Genomic DNA, 17,563 nt, shown 5'->3' with positions numbered 1-17,563 from the left:
CTAATCCTCCATAAAGATAACGTTCTGAACCAAATCCCTTACTTCCACTTTATAATATTCAACATTCCCCTTTAAAGAAATTTTTCCAATCTTTATTTCTCCAATAAATTCTTTGGGTGGATCTTCTAACAACCTATCCTTGTTGAAGGAAAGTGGCATTTTCTCTTTTACATATTGAGCCCCCACTTGAGGCTCCAAGATTAAGGAATTCTTCTTTATGTAATCTACGCTTACCACTGAATCAATTAATACCTTATCTGCCCTACTTATTTCTGCCATTCCCTCCCCAATAAAATCTACTTTTCCTACAAATTCTGTAATTCCTAAATACGGAGGAAAGCAGAAATCAAAATTTACAAGCTTATTTTTAAGATCTTCCATAATCTTCTCATCTTTATGGTGGAAAAATATTCTATAACAAATATCCTCCTTCATATCTTGAGGAAATATGATCTCCAGTGGAATTTGAGTATGCTGGCCTCTGCTTTGATTTAATTGTTTAACATTTTCTGCCCACACATAATTCACTACTTGTAATATTTTTCTCAATGGACTTTTGACCCCTATGGTTATTTTTGCCTTATCTGTAGAAAAAATTTCATAATAGGTATCTCTTTCATACCCAAGAAGCCCTGCAATCAACCCAACTATGGTAGTTCGAGGAGGAAAATGATAAGAGAGAGAAGAGGAGTTTGTATAAAACTTCCTAAAGTGCGCCATCTTTCCCAATAAATCAAATACTATCACTTTCATATTATCACCATTCTTTCTAAACAGTAAGTTCTACAACCTTATTCCCCAATACCTCTTTCAATTGGTCAAAAAGTTTTCCTCCCTTAATTCTAAGTTCGGGATCTTGAAAGACATATACTTTATCAATTCTATCTTTATTTTGCTCTAATACTTCTTTAAGATTAGTTATATCTAATTCATAATCAGTAATATCCCTAAGCCCTTCCTCTTTATCTATTTTTACTTTGTTTCTGAGATCACCTAAGAAATAGGGCTTTGAATATTCTATTCTTAGTAACAGACGAGGCTTCTGTCCAATCTTACTTCTTGTAGATGCCATCTGAGGAATAGCTTCTAACAATGCTTTGTCAAGAAGAGCAACATCCTCTTCAGAAAGATTTGTATATTTAGCCCTATAACCACTCACTATACCATAGAAAGCAATAAGTGAATAATAGAGTCTCCAATCTTTTCCAAAGGTTCCATATTGCCCTTTTCCTGCTTCGTCTCTTCCTGCAAAAGTAGATGTTATAGAATTAGAGGTAACAAGCTCTACTTTATTCAAAGAATAACCCCAAGTAAATTGGACAGGGCCTGTAAAGTTAGAACTCGCTCCTTTTCCTTCTTCTCCAGCTTTAATAGGCATTGTGGCTCCAAAAAGCCTCACATCTATTAGTTTAGAAAGTATAAAGTCTACATCTTCTTTGGTTAGCTTATTCAAATTCACTTTTTTATTCTCTTTCTCAAAGAATCTTCTTAACCTTTCCGTTGCATCAACAATTTCCCCATCTACCTTAGCCACAAAAATTTCATATCCAATACTTTCTAAGTAATCTCTTATATATCTCTTTAACCTTACGTCACTTACTAAGTTTATCTCTTTTTCATAGTCTATTCTTGGTTTATTTTCATCATCAGGATCCCCATTAGGATTTGTTAATTTAGCATCATAAAGGAATAAGATTTCAGAATTTTTAGAATAGACTCCCATTTATTGATCCTCCTTTCCTTTTACACTTTTAACTCTTTTATATGTATTAAAAGCATAACCTGAGAGGATATAATATACATTCTCTTGTTCACTCAATTTCCAAGACTTTATGTGTTTGTCCATTAGGGATTTCATCACCGAGAATGTCTTCTCATTGTATCCTCTTATTTTGTATTGATCTAATTTTTCAAATACTTCATTGGCAAGATTTATAAGGTTTTTAGCACTTATACCATTAAAATTGATCTTATTAAGGATAGGCTTTTTGGCACTTAAATCTGCACCTCTTATTTGTTCATAACCAATCTCCCCAATAAGATAACCTAAGAGAAAGAGTGCAGCTTCTTCTTCGCTGTATTGCATTTTTGAAATATATTCCTGTAGATCTTTGTCTAGAACATCATCTGCAAATTCAGGCATTCTATCACCTCCTGTAATAAGGTTTAATTTCTCAAAGAGTTTTAAGAGAAGGTTAGTTTTGAGTATAGAAAGAGACATCCCCATATCCGTATTCTTAACCATCTTTATGTTGTATTGAGAAAACTTTTCAAACCTATAAACTTTTGCAAGATCAACAAAGTAGTCTATAAGGATATCCTTATCAATTCTATGCTCTAAGAAAATATCCTCATAAAGATCAAGCATCTTTTTGTATTCCGAAACCTTTCCCCTTCTTATTGGAATCAAAAAGTAAATATCTTCCAAACCTAAGAACCAATTTTCTCCCTCTCCAAATATTTCTCGTCCTAAATTCTCCACCTCCCTTATACTATTTCTAATCTTCTCTACCCGTCTTAAATGTACATCTTTTATATATTCTTTAATCTTAAAAGCCTCCTTACTTCTCTCATAAAAAAGTAAATCCACAGTACCATAATCAGCAATCTCTTCAAATTCTCTATATTCATCAAGGTTTCTCTGAATCCGTTCCTCAAAACTTAAAAATTCCTGCAAATTGAAAGTAGATTTTACAAACTCTCGAGAAGTCCTAATCCAACTCTCTTTTAATTCCTTTCCGAGAGGATTGAAGAATAGTCCAGGAATAATCCAAAGGTCATTATTCCCAAGGCGAGTGTCTAAATTATTCTGTATAAATTTAATTCCCAAAATTATGTCTTTATAACAATCTCTACATAAACTAAAATTCTTAGAAAAACCTTTTTTCACGCCTTTTCCTTCAAAATCAGAAGAAAATGTAATAAGCTTTGTTATGTAAAACTTGACAGGAAATTTTGTAGTGTCATATGTTATTTCGCTTCTCTCTCCACAAACATGACATGTGCCCTCAAAACTTTCTTCAAAACTTTCCTCTATAAGGGAATTCTCAATATATTCTTTGTAATCTTTAAACTCCGAGGGCTTCATTCCATTTATTGTCACTGTAAAGAGAGAAATTTCCTTCTCTTTTAAGCCTAATTTTTCTTCAATAATTTCCAAAAATTTTTTCTTCCATAGGTTTTCAATATCCTTTAGATATTTCTTCTCATCACTACTCTCAGGGGGTTTAATGTCTATAATTTCACCATTCCCAATCTTGCTCAAATCCAAACAATATCTTACTTTCTCTAAAGGCAAACTCATAAAAAACTTATTTTTTACTTCTTCCAAAAGATTTTTCAGAGTACCACCTTTCAGATTATTGAGAAGATTTACAATAGAGGAACCATTTCCAGCTCCAGCGCTACAGATCAGATAGCTTACATTATTTGTTGTTAACCTATCCTGAGGATTATTTCCCTTTGCATTTCCTACCCAAAGATATTCCTCTAATACTTGCCTATCTACCTCTCTCCTATAAAGGTTTATCTTTTCACTTTCTAAGTCAAAATCCATTATAACCAAGAACTTTCTATTTTCCTTTTCATCAACCATCAAGTCCTCATCGTATTCCACAAGATTAGAGACAAAATCCTCCGCTGAAGTGGTTCTCACCATTTTACCTATTTCTTTAATATTAGTCAGCATCTTTACTCTCCTCCTTTTCTCTCCAGATCTCCCACATTCCAAACCCTTCTGAGTTTTTATTTCCTAAACCTGCCTCATAAGTTATAGCTATTAAGGCAGGATCTCCTGAAAGTTCAAACACACCTGTCCACCCCTCTATAGGAGTATTTTTGAAAATTACCACCTTTCTATTCTTCTCCAAAGAGAATTTATAAGGTTTAATGGACAAAGAACCCCCATCATAAGAATTCTGGTGAACAATCTTTAATTTTTTCTTTGCATTTTCTTCTATTAGCTTAGAAAACTCGTTTTCATAAGGTCTATAAAAATGAACAATCCGTGATCCATTTTTTAAGAATGTGCTGTATATAGTAAGGGGGGATAACATTTTTATATAAACCTTCTCCTCAATCTTAGGAGGAAGAAGAATTTCTAATTGAGATATATAAACTTTATTTTTACCTATGGAAAATTCTCTTTCCCTAAAGGATCTTTCTCCTAAATTTCCTACAATATCATCTATGGGGGAGGAAAAATAAAAGGTTATCTTCCTTCCAAAATTTAAGTATTTGTTATCATTATCCTTAACAATAATCTTTCCTTTTTCAAGAATTCTGGAAAAAGTAAACAGTTTAAATTTTCTTTTTCCCAATAAAAAGCCTACATCATGTAGCCATTTAGCTATCTCAGGAGAGAAGGTCTGATATATCAACCCCTGAATAGCATAATTATAATGGCATGGAAGAATTATATCTTTACCATCTAGGGTTTCGTAAACTATTTTTATCCTCATTTATTCACCCCTTTTTATCTCCTACTCTTAGCATACAAGTTGGTAGGGTCAAAATAAGACCCTACAAAATTTTTATCCATAATTTTTTAAAACCTCTTTCAATTCTTTTTTTAGCTCCTCTCTAAGCTCTTCAGGCTCTAAAACCTTTGCATGCTTTCCATAGCTCAATATCCAACGTTTTAGCTCCTCAGAATTACCTTCTATCTCCAGAATAACCTCACCTGTTTCTAGTTCTTCTACTTTTTGATTGGGATGCCAAATTCTCTCTTTTATCCATCTTGCTTGATAAGAATCAAAAAGGACCTTCATCTTAATAAAACTTCCCTTATATATCCTAAAAGGCTTAGAGAGATATTCTTTAGGATTGAAGTCCTTGGGAAATTCAAACTTCTCCGAGGTGATATCTATGCTCTGAATTCTATCTAAAGCAAAATCTCTGAGCTCTTTTCTTAGATGGCAAAATCCACAAAAATACCATACTCCTTCGTAGTTGTATATATGATATGGATCTACCTTTCTCTCAGTTAATTCATCCCTTTCTATGGAGTAGTATTTTATTATGATCCTTTTTCTATTCTTTATAGCAGAGAATATTTTCTCAAAGGTATCCTTAATATCAACCCTCATCTTTATAGGAGAAAGAGAGACTGAAAGCATCATCTCCAACTCTTTTCCTCCTATTGTGACCTCCTCAGGGAAAAGAGCTTCTAACTTTTTAGCAAGTTTTTTTAAAGAATCTTCTAAAGGAGTATTTCTAAATTCCTCTACCAACTTTGCAGATATTAAAAGGGATAATAATTCTCCTTCCGAAAGCTTTGGAATGGGAAAACTTACCTTTTCAGCTAAATAATATCCCTTTTTTACCCTATCGTATTCTATTGGAATATTAAAGAAGTCTCTTAATAAGATATATATCTGTCTATAGTTTTCTCACTTAGCTCAAGACTCTTTTGAAGATAAGAGATAGAAGGATAACTACCATTTTCTATAAGAAGATAGAGTTTATAAAGTTTAGCTAGGACAGAAGGACTATTAATTTTATTTCCCCTTTTATCTCTCCCCATCTGAGTACTTTCTTATATATTTTTCGACTTATTAACATTATATCAAAAGATCTTAAAAATAATTAGTTTAAAATAAATAAACAAAATAAACTTTTATTTCTGTCCATCAATTCACCTCAATATGTTAGAATAAAATGAAAAAAAGACTATGAAAATAGCTTTAATTACAGGCTCATTACCACCCGAACCTTGCGGTGTAGGAGATTACACCTACAACCTCAGTAATGCCTTAATTAAAAAAGGATTAAATGTAACAGTTTTATGTCCCAAAAAATGGAAACCAAAAGATATTTACCACCTTTATAAAGAGCTTAAAAACTACTCTATTACTCACATGCAATATCCTACCTTAGGGTATGGATACAGTATTGGTCCTCACTTTCTGAGTCTCATAAAACCTATGGTGATCACCTTACACGAAGCAAGTCAAGCTCATATTCTAAGATTTATTTCTCTTTTTGCATTTACTATAAACTCTCAAAAGTTAATCTTTACCTCTAAATACGAAAAAGAATATTTTGAAAAATTTTACCCATACATAAAGAGCAAAACATATGTGATACCCATTGGAAGTAATATTCCTTTTTGCGATAAAAGCAAAGAAAGAAGAAAAGAAATTGTTTACTTTGGTCTCATTGCCCCTAATAAGAACTTAGAAGATTTTATAAAACTTGCAAGCTTAATTAAAAACTCTAACTTAAGTTTAAATTTAAGAATAATCGGAAAGATAAAAGATAATAAGTACTACCAAGAGTTAAAGTACATTTCAAAAGATCTAAATATTATTTGGAACATAAATCTAAATGAGAAGGAAGTATGTGAAATCCTTTCAGAAACATTATTTGCCTATCTTCCTTTTCCCGACGGTGCTTCAGAAAGAAGAGGTACACTACTTGCAACCCTTGGAAATGGCGTAGTTACAATAACAACTGAAGGAAGACACACCACTGAAGAGATAAAAGATACAGTCTTAATTGCTAACAACCCGCAAGATGCTTTTGAGGTTATTAAAAAAATATTGAATGATTATAATCTAATAAAATACCTCTCAGAGAAAAGTAGAAAATACGCAGAAAAATTTACTTGGGATAAAATTGCAGAAGAGCATATTTCTTTATATCAAAGTATATTAAGAAATAACTATTCTGGTTAATTCTCCTTTGGTATATCTTTTATTGCCTCAAAAACTAATTTTATCCTATTAAACTGTCTTCTCTTTACTCTATTTAAAATAACCCCCAAAAGGCTTAGATATACTGTGAATAAATACTGAGGATAAAATTTTTTAGTAAATACAATTCTATTTCTTATTCCATAGTAATCTGCAAGCTCACTTTTTTTCTCCCCTTTAGAGCTTGAGCCTATACTTGCCCCTTCCTTATGATAAACCTTACTTTTATAACAACAGGTAATTACATATCCTTTTCTCCTCGCCCTTTCACACCAATCCACATCCTCAAAATATAGAAAATATCTTTCATCCATAAGTCCCACATCCTCAATAAACTCTTTTGGCACAAACATTGATGCTCCTATTACATAATCGATTTCTATATTTTCTCTATCATATTGACCTTTATCTTCTTCAAAGCCTCCTACATGTTTAGTAAGTGCAAAATACTTGTTATATTTTCCTCCTATTCCTTGTAAGATCTGAGGAGAATGATAGTAAAGAAGTTTCGATCCAATTATACCAACCCTTTTACCTTCACTTTTTAGCTTTTCTGCAAAATTTATTAGCTCTCTTAATGAATCTGGAGCAAGAATAAGATCATTATTTAAAATCCATAAATAAGAAAAATCATTATATTTTAAAGTATATCTAATTCCAGTATTAACTCCACCTGCATACCCTAGATTTCTTTCTTGGTTAATTAAAACTACAGGATATTTAAACTTATCAATACTTAACGTTATATAATTATCTTCTACCTGTTCGGTAAGCAAATTCCAACCCCTTGTGATTATAAAACTTTTCAAATTTCCAAATAAATTTTCTTCAGGATTATTATTTACAAGAATCACTTGAAAATCTTGATAGTCTAATGATAAGAGATTATCAAGAAGACTAAAAGTATCTTCAAGACCTTTATAATGAATAATAATGATGTAAACTTTGTTATTTTTCATCTAACCCATTCCTTTATTATCATCCTTAGTTTTAATTTATCCTCTATCGAATATCTGTATCTTAGAGATTTATAAAAAAACATGATAGTTTCATTTAACTTTTTAAAATATAAACTACTAACAAAAAGTCTAGAAATAATATATAGAATTTTAGGTAAGTTTCTAATTATGAGATTAGAAGGATAGTATCTTATCAAAATAGACAAGTAATTTCTCAACGAAAAGTAAGACTTCATTGATATCGTCTTATCTTTTCCTCCAGAAATTCCTCTTTTGTGAAATACCATAGAATCTACAATTAAATATGATTTAAAACCTGCTAATCTATTTCTAAATGATAAATCAACATCCTCATATATATAAAAAAAGTCCTCATCAAAAAATCCTATTTTATTTAGGACCTCTGATCTATAAATAGCTGCCGCACAGCAAGGACCAAAAATTTCGGCATCTTTAATATCCTTGTAATTACTTATTTTTTCTCCCATAGCTTTATCACTAATTTGAAGGCCCCTCATTTTCAATTCTTGTCCTAAAGAGTCTATAGTCTCACAATCTTTTCTTAAAAGCAAAGACTGCGCACTTCCTATAATTGAATTATCCTTGATCTTTCCTACAAGACTCATTAAAAATTTTTCATCTACGACCGTATCATTGTTTAAAAATAAAATGAATTCAGGCTTTAAATATTTCATTGCAAACCTTACACCAACATTATTACCTCCAGCAAATCCGTAATTCTCATCATTTTTAATTAAGATCAACTTTCTATTAGAAGGTAAATTTCTAAAATCAGGATCTATAGAACAATCCTCAAGCTCGTTCTTTTCGTATTCTGCTACCATTATAGGTTTATTATTGGGATTGTATTCAAAAAATTTTGATTCTACTTTTATCTTTCCATCACAATACTCTTTTATCTTTACTATAGAATCCTCAGATGATGCATTATCAACCAATATAACATCATAATTGGGATAGTCAATCTGATAGACCGACTCTAAACACTCTATAGTGTCTTGCCAACCGTTATAATTTAATATTACTATTGCAACTTTTTCATTAACCATATTTTTGGGAAATCACTAAGTATTGCACAGTTAATAAATCAGAAAGATAACCAAGACTTATTTTGTTTAGGATATTACTCTTGCTCCTTTTATTAAGTTCAAAATTAGATATCATTTTCACAACTTTTAAATTATTTGCTTCAAATAAATCAATAATATTCTTTCGACAGAAAAATCTTATATGAGTTTTATCAAGAATTCCAGCATTATCATACCTAAAATCCTTATCCATAAAAATTTTTTTTAAGACAGAGAAATGACCAATGTTAGGAATACTTGCAATAAAATATCCATTTTGCTTTAAATATTTATATAGCTTTTTCACAGCATTCCAAGGATCATACAAATGTTCTAAAACGTCGGCACATATTATAAGATCAAAGTAATTCTCTGGATAGGGAAGCTCAAATTTTTCAATATTTCCTACAATAAAATTATCCATTAAAGGATCATCTTGATAACTACTTACTAACCTTACAATATCTACCCCTACAACTTCTTTTGCTATACCTAACCTTTTTAATTCAATTAATGTATTTCCACCTCCTGCCCCTATCTCAAGAATAGAGAGAGGCTCTTCTAAGTTAAGTTTTTTCACCAAGTCTATAATATCTTTACGAACTCTCAAAAAATATTCTACATTTTTTTCTTCATAAAATTTACTCAAATTATCCCCTCCCACCTTTCCATATACCACTTAACAGTAAATTTCAAAGCCTCTAAAAAATCACTCTCAGGCTTCCAACCAAGCTCACTCTTTATCTTCTCAATACTTAATGCATATCTCCTGTCATGTCCTGGCCTATCCTTTACAAAAGTAATTAATCTTTTATATCTCTCTGCGTCTTCTCCTTTTATTTCCGCTATTATCCCACATATTAGATTTACAAGATCGATGTTCTTCCATTCATTTCCTCCACCTATATTATAGATCTCTCCTATCCTTCCTTTGTGAAGTACTAAGTCTATACCCTTGCAATTGTCCTCTACATAAAGCCAATCCCTGACATTTTGTCCATCTCCATAGACTGGTATAGGCTTCCCTTCTAAGGCTCTTTTTATGGTTAAAGGTATTAATTTCTCTGGATATTGTCTTGGACCAAAATTATTTGAGGATCTCGTAATTATTACTGGAAAGTTATAGGTAATAAAATACGATCTACATATTAAGTCTGCCCCTGCTTTTGTCGCTGAGTAAGGACTGTTAGGCCTTAAGGGAGATTCCTCTGTAAATTTCTCTTTACTTTCTAAAGGTAATGATCCGTATACCTCATCAGTACTTATCTGTATAAATCTTACATCTTCCATTTTTTTATTTTCCCAGTATTCTTTTGCCACATCAAGAAGCACATGAGTTCCATATACATTGGTCTTTACAAAAATTTCAGGCCCCTCAATGCTTCTATCTACGTGAGATTCTGCTGCAAAATTTACTACATATTGGGGATTGAATTCTTCAAATATATGCTCTACTAGCTCTCTGTTTGTGATATCTCCTTTAACAAAGTGATAATTTTTATTGTTCTCAACCTCTTTTAGGTTTTCTAAATTTCCTGCATAAGTTAGTTTGTCGAGATTGACTATCTCATATTCTGGATATTTATTGAGCATGTAGTGAATAAAGTTTGAGCCTATAAAACCTGCACCGCCTGTAATGAGTATTATCTTTTTCATTCTTTTTCACCTAAAAGTATATCTTTGTATGTATTCAAAAAATCTTCAAGGGCAATTTCCCAATCTCTCATTATATTTATTCCTTCAAGCTTTAAAAGGAAATTATCAAGAACAGAATATTTAGGCCTTTTTGCAATACTTGGATATTCTTCTGTCTTGATTGGTAGAACTTCTACATCTTTTATTTTTAATATCTCAATAATTCTTTTCGCAAAATCATACCATGTAGTTTCTCCTTGATTGGAGGAATGATAAATCCCTACTTTATCTTTTTTTATAAGCTCATATACTTGTTTTGCTACATCCAAAGTATAAGTAGGAGATCCCTTCTGATCGTTTACAATAGTTAGTTTTTTCCTTTCTCTTGCAAGATTTAATATTGTTTTTACAAAATTTCTTCCATATATGCCATAAAGCCATGATATTCTTAATATTAAGTGATTAGGATTATGCTCTATTGTTAATTTTTCCCCATAAAGCTTAGAAAGTCCATAAACTGATAATGGATTTGGATCATCAAATTCTGTGTATGGAGTACTCTTTTCACCATCAAATATATAATCTGTACTAAAATATACTATTTTAGCCCCTACTTTATAGGCTAAAAAGGAGACATATTTTGCACCAATAGTGTTTACTTTTATGCATTCATCTTTTTCTTCTTCTGCCTTGTCCACTTTTGTATAGGCTGAACAATTTATCACCACATCTGGTTTAATCTCTTGAAGCTTCTTCTCTAAAAGGTCATAATTTAATATATCTAATTCTTGATGAGAAAAAGAATATATCTCTTCTTTATCTTTTAAGTATTCATAAATTTCAGTACCTAATTGGCCTTTTCCTCCAAGAATTACTATTTTCATATCTTTATCCAATTTCCCTCTTCTTTTAGTTTGTCTATAATATCCTTCAATTTGGGAAGGTTTTTATCCTTCTCTGAAATTATTAATTCTTCTACTTTTTCTAAAGGCCATTTTATATCTATATCAGGATCGTTCCATATTATTCCACTGTCATACTCTGGATAATAAATCTCAGTGCATTTGTAGAAGAAATAGGTATCATCTTCGAGAGTGAGAAAACCGTGAGCAAATCCTTCAGGGATATAAAAGGCAAGGCCATTCTCTCCTGTAAGTTCTACTCCATACCATTTACCAAAGGTAGGAGAGTTTATCCTGAGATCAACGGCCACATCATAAACTTTACCTTTTATAACTCTTATTAATTTACCTTGAGGATATTTGAATTGGAAGTGAAGCCCTCTTAATACTCCCTTCTTTGAAAGTGAAAGATTGTCTTGTACAAAGTTAAGTTTTAATCCTATCTCCTCAAATTCTTTTTGATTATATGTCTCCATAAAAAATCCACGATTGTCTCTAAATATCTTTGTCTCTATGAGAACTAAATCTTTTATCGGTGTCTCTATAATTTTAAATTTTCCCATGTTTTATTCAAAATCAAGAATTATATTTCTTGCAAGCTCGTTCGCCCTAAAGAGAGATTCAGGAGTTCCTGCATCGGTCCACCATCCCTTTAAAATATCATAGGTTAATTTCCCCATCTTTAAGTATGTATTGTTTACATCAGTTATTTCCAGCTCTCCCCTTGCCGATGGCTTTAATGTCTTTATAATCTCAAAAACATAAGAATCATACATATATATTCCTGTTACCGCAAAATTACTTTTTGGCTCTTTTGGCTTCTCTTCTATAGCAATTATTCTTCCATTCTCAAATACGGGAACTCCAAATCTTTGAGGATCGGGAACTTCTTTGAGTAAAATCTTAGCCCCTTCTTTTTGTTCTTCAAATTTCTTTACGTATGGAGTTATATCATCTTCAAAAATATTATCTCCAAGTATTACTACGCACTTATCGTCTCCTACAAAATGCCTTGCAAGTCCTAAAGCCTGAGCTATTCCTCCCGCTTCATCTTGCACTTTATAGGTAAATTCCACTCCAAAATCTCTCCCACTTCCAAGAAGCTCAATCACATCTCCCATGTGCTCTCTTCCTGTAACTACTAATATCTCATATATACCAGCCTGCTTAAGTTTATATATGGGATAAAAAATCATAGGATATCTTCCTACTGGTAGAAGATGTTTATTAGTTACCTTTGTAAGTGGCCTAAGTCGAGAACCTGTTCCCCCTGCTAAAATTACTCCCTTCACAATATCTCTTCCCAATTATTAGTTTTTCCTCTTATTATAACTGTTAATTTTTAATTATGTAAATCCAAAAGTTTAATTGCTATCTCTCCCGTACAATGGTAAGGTAATATTTTCCCTATATTAAAGCCCTTTAAGCTATCAACTACCTTCTTTACTTTCTCCTCAGAAGATTTATATAAATGGAATCCTCCAATAAGAAGATTTATCCTCTTGTTAAATTTGTTCAGAGTATCATCCACAATATTTACAATACCTCTGTGAGCACAACCTGTAATTAGTATTATTCCCTCGCCCTCATCTATAACAAGACTTAGCTCATCTTCAAATTTATCTTTTACCTTCTCTCCCTTCTCATTTATTACGTAAAAATTAGGATCAATGCTGTTAAATTCGCTCCTTAAAGGTGAAGAGCCAAAAATATAAATCCCTTTTTCAAGCTCTTCTATGTCTTTCTCAACAAATATAAAATCAAAGTCTTTTTTTATACTATCCCAGTCTATACCTGTAAACCTATCTCCACTATACTTAGGTAAAAGTGCCTCTCTCCTAAGATATACTTTATACTTTTTATCAAATTTAGCTAAGTACTTTAAACCTCCCGCATGATCATAGTGTCCATGACTTATAACTATATTTTCAACCTTTGTTAAATCTTTTCCTAAAATTTTTGCATTTTTTATAAATACATCACTACCTCCAGTATCAAAGAGTAAAGCTTCCTCTCCCCTTCTTTCAATAAGAACCGAAAATCCATGCTCTGAAAAAAGAGGAAAGGAAAGCCTATCATCACAAAGTATCGTGATATTAGTCAAGTAGCTCTGAGACATTCCTCAATTCTCCCTTGATGTAAAGTTCTATAGCCTTATCTACATCGGTTTCATCGGTAACATATACTTCAATACCTGCAGAGGTTAAATCTTCATAAAGTCTTCTTCCCATTCCATGAGAAATTACTGCTTTACAGTCCCTTAGATTTTCAATAATCGTAGCATGACTATCATAATGGTGATGTCCTGTATGATGTAGTCCTCTTGCATGTCCCGTAAAAGTATTTAAAATATATTCCCTACTTTTTATCTCTCCATCTTCAATTTCAAAAATAACAAAACCTCTTGATCTCCCAAAGTGAGAAGAGATTACCTTTCCATCATCTGAAGCAACAGCAACTTTCATTTTTACTTACCTCCTTTTAAAAAATCTTCAATTTTTTCCACAATCTCCATAAATGATTTTGATACCTCAGAATCCTTATGGGCAAGAATAAAAGGAATTCCATTATCTCCACTTTCTGCTACCCTTGGATCTAAAGGAATTTTCCCAAGAAGAGGTACATTTAAATCTTTCGCAATCTTTTCTCCTCCGCCACTATTAAATATGTCAACCCTTGCACCGCAATGAGGACAAACAAATCCACTCATATTTTCGATTATTCCTATAATCCGCATGTTTAATAATCTTGCAAAATTTACAGCTCTTCTTACCACTCTCTGAGAAAGATCTGAAGGTATAGTCACAATAACAGCCCCACTTATATCAGGTATATCTTGCGCTATACTCAACGGCTCATCTCCTGTTCCAGGAGGAAGATCAATTATAAGATAGTCAAGATCTCCCCAAATAATGCTCGATAGAAATTCCTTTATTAAAGAAGCCTTTAAGGGACCACGCCATATAATAGGAGTTTCCTCACTTTCAGTGAGAAAACCTGCTGAAGCCACTTTAATTCCCATAGTAGTCTCTGCAGGAAGTATTCCTTCGTCAGTATTATAAAGCTTTTCAGAACTTAAATTTAAAAGTTTTGGCACACTATAACCTGTTATATCTGCATCAAGAAGCCCTACTTTATATCCCTTTAGGTTAAAAGAAAGAGCAAGATTTACTGCAACAGTACTTTTACCAACTCCACCTTTACCACTCATTACCACAATTTTATTTTTTATCCTGCTCATCCTTTCCTTAATTTTATCTCTCTGCTTAATAATATCATCATTTCTCATCTTTCCTCTTCCTTTCTTCTATTAATTTGTGATGATAAGATCCCTCTCTTATTAAAGCAGATCCACAATTAGGACATCTTTCTTCTTTACAAGGAATACCTGGTGTATGTACTTTTTTATATCCACATTTTGGACATATACAATAACCTTCAGGGCCTAAACCACTATGTTCATGATCATGAACATGCATCTTAATACAATCCTCCTTTTGATCAAACCTTTATTAAAATAAAAAAAGTATTTATGCGGGGTGGATTTTTATCCACCCCACTTCTTTACTTAAGCTCTTCTAATCTCTTCTTTATCTCTTCTAGCTCAGCTTCAAGATCATTTTTCCAAGCTTCAAGAATTTCTTTTTCTTCCTCTTTTGTAATTCCATAGTAGGGATATAATCTACCCCTCCACCATCTACGTCCCCAAAAAGACCATGGGCACCAAGGAGCACCATAACCTCCAAATCCTCTAAAACCCCATCCATATCCTCTATGCCACCATCTCATTTTTTTACACCTCCTTTCCTCCTGCAAATTCTAAAAATCTTTCAATTCTATCCTTCATTTCCTTCACATATTCCAATATCTCTTCTTTAGCTTTCTCTCCCTCGGAAGTTAAAGAGTAAACTCTCTTTGCTGGACCTTCTCCAGTCTCCCAACGAGATTTTATTAGTCCTTCCATTTCAAGCATTCTTAAAATCCTATAACCAGTACCCATTCCAGAAAGACCCTTACAAAAACAGAATTCTGGAAAATATTCATCAATCATATTTAAAAGCTCATATCCATGAAGCTCTTTTTTAGAAAGAGCAACAAGCACAAAAGCTCTAAGCCAAAAACCTGGAGCAAATCCCATACCTTTTTGCCATCTACCAAATCCTCTCAATCCATCCACCTCCATATATATGTCTATTACATATATACACCTAAAAAATATATCTGTCAAGAATAAAGTGGACTATTAAAGAATTTCAACATTAGATTTAGACAAAGTAGGGAGAATAAACAAAGACAAAAAGTAAAACCGAGAAATAATTCTAAAGCCAGAGTTGATAATAAGAGAATCTATAAAAGAGTTAAATAGCGTATAATCTCAAATTGTTAATCCTTTAAGTATAGAAGAAATATAACATCATTCTACTAAAACCACAACCATATCATTTACATTAGTGTGTGTTGGTCCTGTCTTTATCAAACTATTTATCTTTTCAAAAAAGTGATAAGAATCATTATTTAAAAGATAAGATACTGGATCCATTCCTAACTCTTCTGCCCTTTCCACTGTATTTCCATCAGCAAAAGCTCCTGCAGAATCTGTGGGTCCATCTCTTCCATCGGTGGCAAAGGATACTAAAACAACACCATCTATTCCCTGAATCTCTATAGCAAAAGAAAGGGCAAGCTCTTGATTTCGTCCTCCCAAACCATCACCTTTTAAAGTAACAGTAGTTTCTCCACCAAAAATTAAGGCACAAGGTGGTGAGATAGGATTTTGGGAAAATTTTATTTCCTTAACAATTCCAGCAATAACCTTTGCAACCTCCCTTGCTTCTCCCTCTAAAAATCCTGTAAGGAAGAGAGTATTGAATCCCAGCTCCTTTGCTCTTTCTATGGCTCTTTCAATGCAACTTCTATTGGATAAAATTACCTCTGTAAAATGTCTTTCATTGATAAATTTGGGTGTCTCAGGAATTTCCCCTAAAATTCCTTTCTTCACAAGTTCCCTTACCCTCTCTGGAACTTTTTCCCATAAATCATATTTTTTTAATATAGTAAAAACATCTTGATAAGTAGTAGGATCTGGAACTGTAGGACCTGAAGCAATACTATCCAGTGGATTCCCAAGAACATCAGAAACAACCAAAGTTATTATTGTCCCTTTACACTTTTCTGCAAGCTGGCCCCCTTTAATTTTACTTAAATGCTTCCTTACTGCATTTATCTCCTGAATCCTTGCAGAACAAGACAAAAGAAGTTTTGTGGTCTCTATTTTATCTTCAAGGGTAATTTCTTCCTTTGGCAGAGGAAGAAGAGCTGAGCCTCCTCCCGAAAGTAAAAAGACTAATATATCATCTTCCTTTAGACTTTCTACAAAATTAAGAATTGTCTTTGCTGCTCTTTCTCCATTTTTATCAGGTATAGGATGAGAAGAATAAAGAATCTCTATGTTTCCTGTAAGCTTCCCTTCATATCCATAAGGAACTACTACGTATCCCTTTTTTACTAAATCTCCTAAGATTTCCAATGCCCCTTCAGTCATAGGAAAAGAAGCCTTTCCTACAGAAAGAAGATATATATCTCCTTTTATCTCAAATTCCCTATCTTTTACCTTTATCTTTCTCTCCTTTTCATCATAAGAAAGATAATTTTTTACTGCCAATTTAGGATTAACTACCTCTAAAGATGATTTAATGATCTTCCACGCAATTTCTCTAAGATTCACTTTTAATCCTCCTTATTAAATTACCTTTATTATTTTTGAAGAACTTCAGGATTCACAAGACTAGGTAGAACTTCTCCTTTTGACGCCTTTACTAAATTTTCGGCTGCCACAATAGACATTTTTGTATGAGTCTCAAAAGAAGCAGAAGCTATATGAGGAGCAAGAACTACATTATCTAATTTAAGAAGTTCTGGTTCCATTTCTGGCTCTCTTTCAAATACATCTAAAGCTGCACTTCTTATCCATTCTCTTTTAATACCTTGCAAAGAGCCTTTTTATCCACAATGGGACCTCGAGCGGTATTTATAAGATATGCTTCTTTTTTCATTAACTTTAATTCCTCTCCACTAAGAAGGTGATAGGTCTCGTCTATTAAAGGTACATGAAAGGAAATAAAGTCTGACTCTTGCAAAAATTACTCCAATGGACTATACTCTGCACCTAATTTCTCTCAAAAATCCATTCTCCTAGAGAGAGTTCTTCTCTCAAAATCTTTCTATTTAAGCTTTTGATAAATTTCTTCCTTAGTTAAATTTACCCTACTCATCGTATCCCACCA

The 17,563-nt window shown here is 32.5% G+C and carries 21 protein-coding genes and 1 pseudogene; 1 reads left to right on the top strand and 21 read right to left on the bottom strand.

Going from position 1 to position 17,563, the window contains the following annotated elements; genetic code table 11:
- The 6 genes from cas5b to DICTH_RS10035 form a co-directional block, all read right to left on the bottom strand.
- A complete protein-coding gene (gene cas5b, locus DICTH_RS00790) occupies positions 1–753 on the bottom strand; it encodes a type I-B CRISPR-associated protein Cas5b (protein WP_012547538.1) in 753 nt (250 codons plus the stop codon).
- 16 nt (positions 754–769) lie between these two features.
- Positions 770–1,723, bottom strand: a complete 954-nt coding sequence (gene cas7b, locus DICTH_RS00785; RefSeq protein ID WP_012548538.1) for a type I-B CRISPR-associated protein Cas7/Csh2 — start codon at positions 1,721–1,723, stop codon at positions 770–772.
- A complete protein-coding gene (locus DICTH_RS00780; protein WP_012547930.1) occupies positions 1,724–3,688 on the bottom strand; it encodes a TIGR02556 family CRISPR-associated protein in 1,965 nt (654 codons plus the stop codon).
- Positions 3,678–4,460 (bottom strand): CRISPR-associated endoribonuclease Cas6, encoded by a 783-nt coding sequence (cas6, locus tag DICTH_RS00775; RefSeq protein WP_012547353.1) that lies wholly within the window; start codon positions 4,458–4,460, stop codon positions 3,678–3,680. The genes DICTH_RS00780 and cas6 overlap by 11 nt, the downstream gene beginning before the upstream one ends.
- 72 nt (positions 4,461–4,532) lie before the next feature.
- Positions 4,533–5,231 (bottom strand): helix-turn-helix transcriptional regulator, encoded by a 699-nt coding sequence (locus DICTH_RS00770; protein ID WP_012548769.1) that lies wholly within the window; start codon positions 5,229–5,231, stop codon positions 4,533–4,535.
- A gap of 128 nt (positions 5,232–5,359) precedes the next feature.
- The gene (locus DICTH_RS10035) at positions 5,360–5,524 is read right to left on the bottom strand and encodes a hypothetical protein (protein WP_012547031.1); all 165 of its coding nucleotides are present in this window, start codon (positions 5,522–5,524) and stop codon (positions 5,360–5,362) included.
- A 148-nt stretch (positions 5,525–5,672) separates the two neighbouring features.
- Between DICTH_RS10035 and DICTH_RS00765 the strand changes: the two genes are divergently transcribed.
- On the top strand, positions 5,673–6,677 hold the full coding sequence (locus DICTH_RS00765; RefSeq protein ID WP_012547449.1) for a glycosyltransferase family 4 protein: 1,005 nt from the start codon (positions 5,673–5,675) through the stop codon (positions 6,675–6,677).
- On the opposite strand, the gene DICTH_RS00760 is transcribed toward DICTH_RS00765, so the two are convergent.
- The 15 genes and pseudogenes from DICTH_RS00760 to DICTH_RS09770 form a co-directional block, all read right to left on the bottom strand.
- On the bottom strand, positions 6,674–7,654 hold the full coding sequence (locus tag DICTH_RS00760) for a glycosyltransferase family 2 protein (RefSeq protein WP_012548560.1): 981 nt from the start codon (positions 7,652–7,654) through the stop codon (positions 6,674–6,676). The two genes, DICTH_RS00765 and DICTH_RS00760, sit on opposite strands and share 4 nt — an antisense overlap.
- Positions 7,651–8,724 (bottom strand): glycosyltransferase family 2 protein, encoded by a 1,074-nt coding sequence (locus DICTH_RS00755; RefSeq protein ID WP_012548522.1) that lies wholly within the window; start codon positions 8,722–8,724, stop codon positions 7,651–7,653. Before DICTH_RS00755 ends, DICTH_RS00760 begins: the two co-directional genes overlap by 4 nt.
- On the bottom strand, positions 8,717–9,391 hold the full coding sequence (locus tag DICTH_RS00750) for a class I SAM-dependent methyltransferase (protein WP_012547418.1): 675 nt from the start codon (positions 9,389–9,391) through the stop codon (positions 8,717–8,719). Before DICTH_RS00750 ends, DICTH_RS00755 begins: the two co-directional genes overlap by 8 nt.
- Positions 9,388–10,398: a dTDP-glucose 4,6-dehydratase gene (gene rfbB / locus DICTH_RS00745; protein WP_012547318.1), complete on the bottom strand. Its 1,011-nt coding sequence runs from the start codon at positions 10,396–10,398 to the stop codon at positions 9,388–9,390. Before rfbB ends, DICTH_RS00750 begins: the two co-directional genes overlap by 4 nt.
- A complete protein-coding gene (gene rfbD / locus DICTH_RS00740; RefSeq protein ID WP_041723403.1) occupies positions 10,395–11,261 on the bottom strand; it encodes a dTDP-4-dehydrorhamnose reductase in 867 nt (288 codons plus the stop codon). Before rfbD ends, rfbB begins: the two co-directional genes overlap by 4 nt.
- Positions 11,258–11,842 carry a dTDP-4-dehydrorhamnose 3,5-epimerase gene (rfbC, locus tag DICTH_RS00735; RefSeq protein WP_012548442.1) on the bottom strand — a complete coding sequence of 195 codons (585 nt, stop codon included), beginning with the start codon at positions 11,840–11,842 and terminating at the stop codon, positions 11,258–11,260. Before rfbC ends, rfbD begins: the two co-directional genes overlap by 4 nt.
- A gap of 3 nt (positions 11,843–11,845) precedes the next feature.
- On the bottom strand, positions 11,846–12,571 hold the full coding sequence (locus DICTH_RS00730; protein WP_041723401.1) for a sugar phosphate nucleotidyltransferase: 726 nt from the start codon (positions 12,569–12,571) through the stop codon (positions 11,846–11,848).
- Positions 12,572–12,621: 50 nt separating this feature from the next.
- Positions 12,622–13,398 carry an MBL fold metallo-hydrolase gene (locus DICTH_RS00725; RefSeq protein ID WP_012548041.1) on the bottom strand — a complete coding sequence of 259 codons (777 nt, stop codon included), beginning with the start codon at positions 13,396–13,398 and terminating at the stop codon, positions 12,622–12,624.
- Positions 13,376–13,744, bottom strand: a complete 369-nt coding sequence (locus tag DICTH_RS00720; RefSeq protein ID WP_012546969.1) for a NifB/NifX family molybdenum-iron cluster-binding protein — start codon at positions 13,742–13,744, stop codon at positions 13,376–13,378. Before DICTH_RS00720 ends, DICTH_RS00725 begins: the two co-directional genes overlap by 23 nt.
- Positions 13,745–13,746: 2 nt before the next feature.
- The gene (locus tag DICTH_RS00715; RefSeq protein ID WP_012546976.1) at positions 13,747–14,568 is read right to left on the bottom strand and encodes an Mrp/NBP35 family ATP-binding protein; all 822 of its coding nucleotides are present in this window, start codon (positions 14,566–14,568) and stop codon (positions 13,747–13,749) included.
- Positions 14,558–14,758, bottom strand: a complete 201-nt coding sequence (locus DICTH_RS00710; RefSeq protein WP_012548248.1) for a hypothetical protein — start codon at positions 14,756–14,758, stop codon at positions 14,558–14,560. The genes DICTH_RS00715 and DICTH_RS00710 overlap by 11 nt, the downstream gene beginning before the upstream one ends.
- Positions 14,759–14,843: 85 nt before the next feature.
- Positions 14,844–15,068 (bottom strand): DUF5320 domain-containing protein, encoded by a 225-nt coding sequence (locus DICTH_RS00705; RefSeq protein ID WP_012547174.1) that lies wholly within the window; start codon positions 15,066–15,068, stop codon positions 14,844–14,846.
- Positions 15,069–15,072: 4 nt separating this feature from the next.
- On the bottom strand, positions 15,073–15,456 hold the full coding sequence (locus tag DICTH_RS00700) for a PadR family transcriptional regulator (RefSeq protein ID WP_236608286.1): 384 nt from the start codon (positions 15,454–15,456) through the stop codon (positions 15,073–15,075).
- 237 nt (positions 15,457–15,693) lie between these two features.
- Positions 15,694–17,004 carry a glycerate kinase type-2 family protein gene (locus DICTH_RS00695; protein ID WP_012547386.1) on the bottom strand — a complete coding sequence of 437 codons (1,311 nt, stop codon included), beginning with the start codon at positions 17,002–17,004 and terminating at the stop codon, positions 15,694–15,696.
- 29 nt (positions 17,005–17,033) lie between these two features.
- Positions 17,034–17,377 (bottom strand): annotated as a pseudogene (locus DICTH_RS09770) (NAD(P)-dependent oxidoreductase).
- Between the last annotated feature and the right edge of the window lie 186 nt (positions 17,378–17,563).

Origin of the sequence: Dictyoglomus thermophilum H-6-12 (assembly GCF_000020965.1) — a bacterium.
In the GTDB taxonomy this organism is placed as follows: Bacteria; Dictyoglomota; Dictyoglomia; order Dictyoglomales; family Dictyoglomaceae; genus Dictyoglomus; species Dictyoglomus thermophilum.
This window is presented reverse-complemented; position numbering and strand designations above follow the sequence as displayed.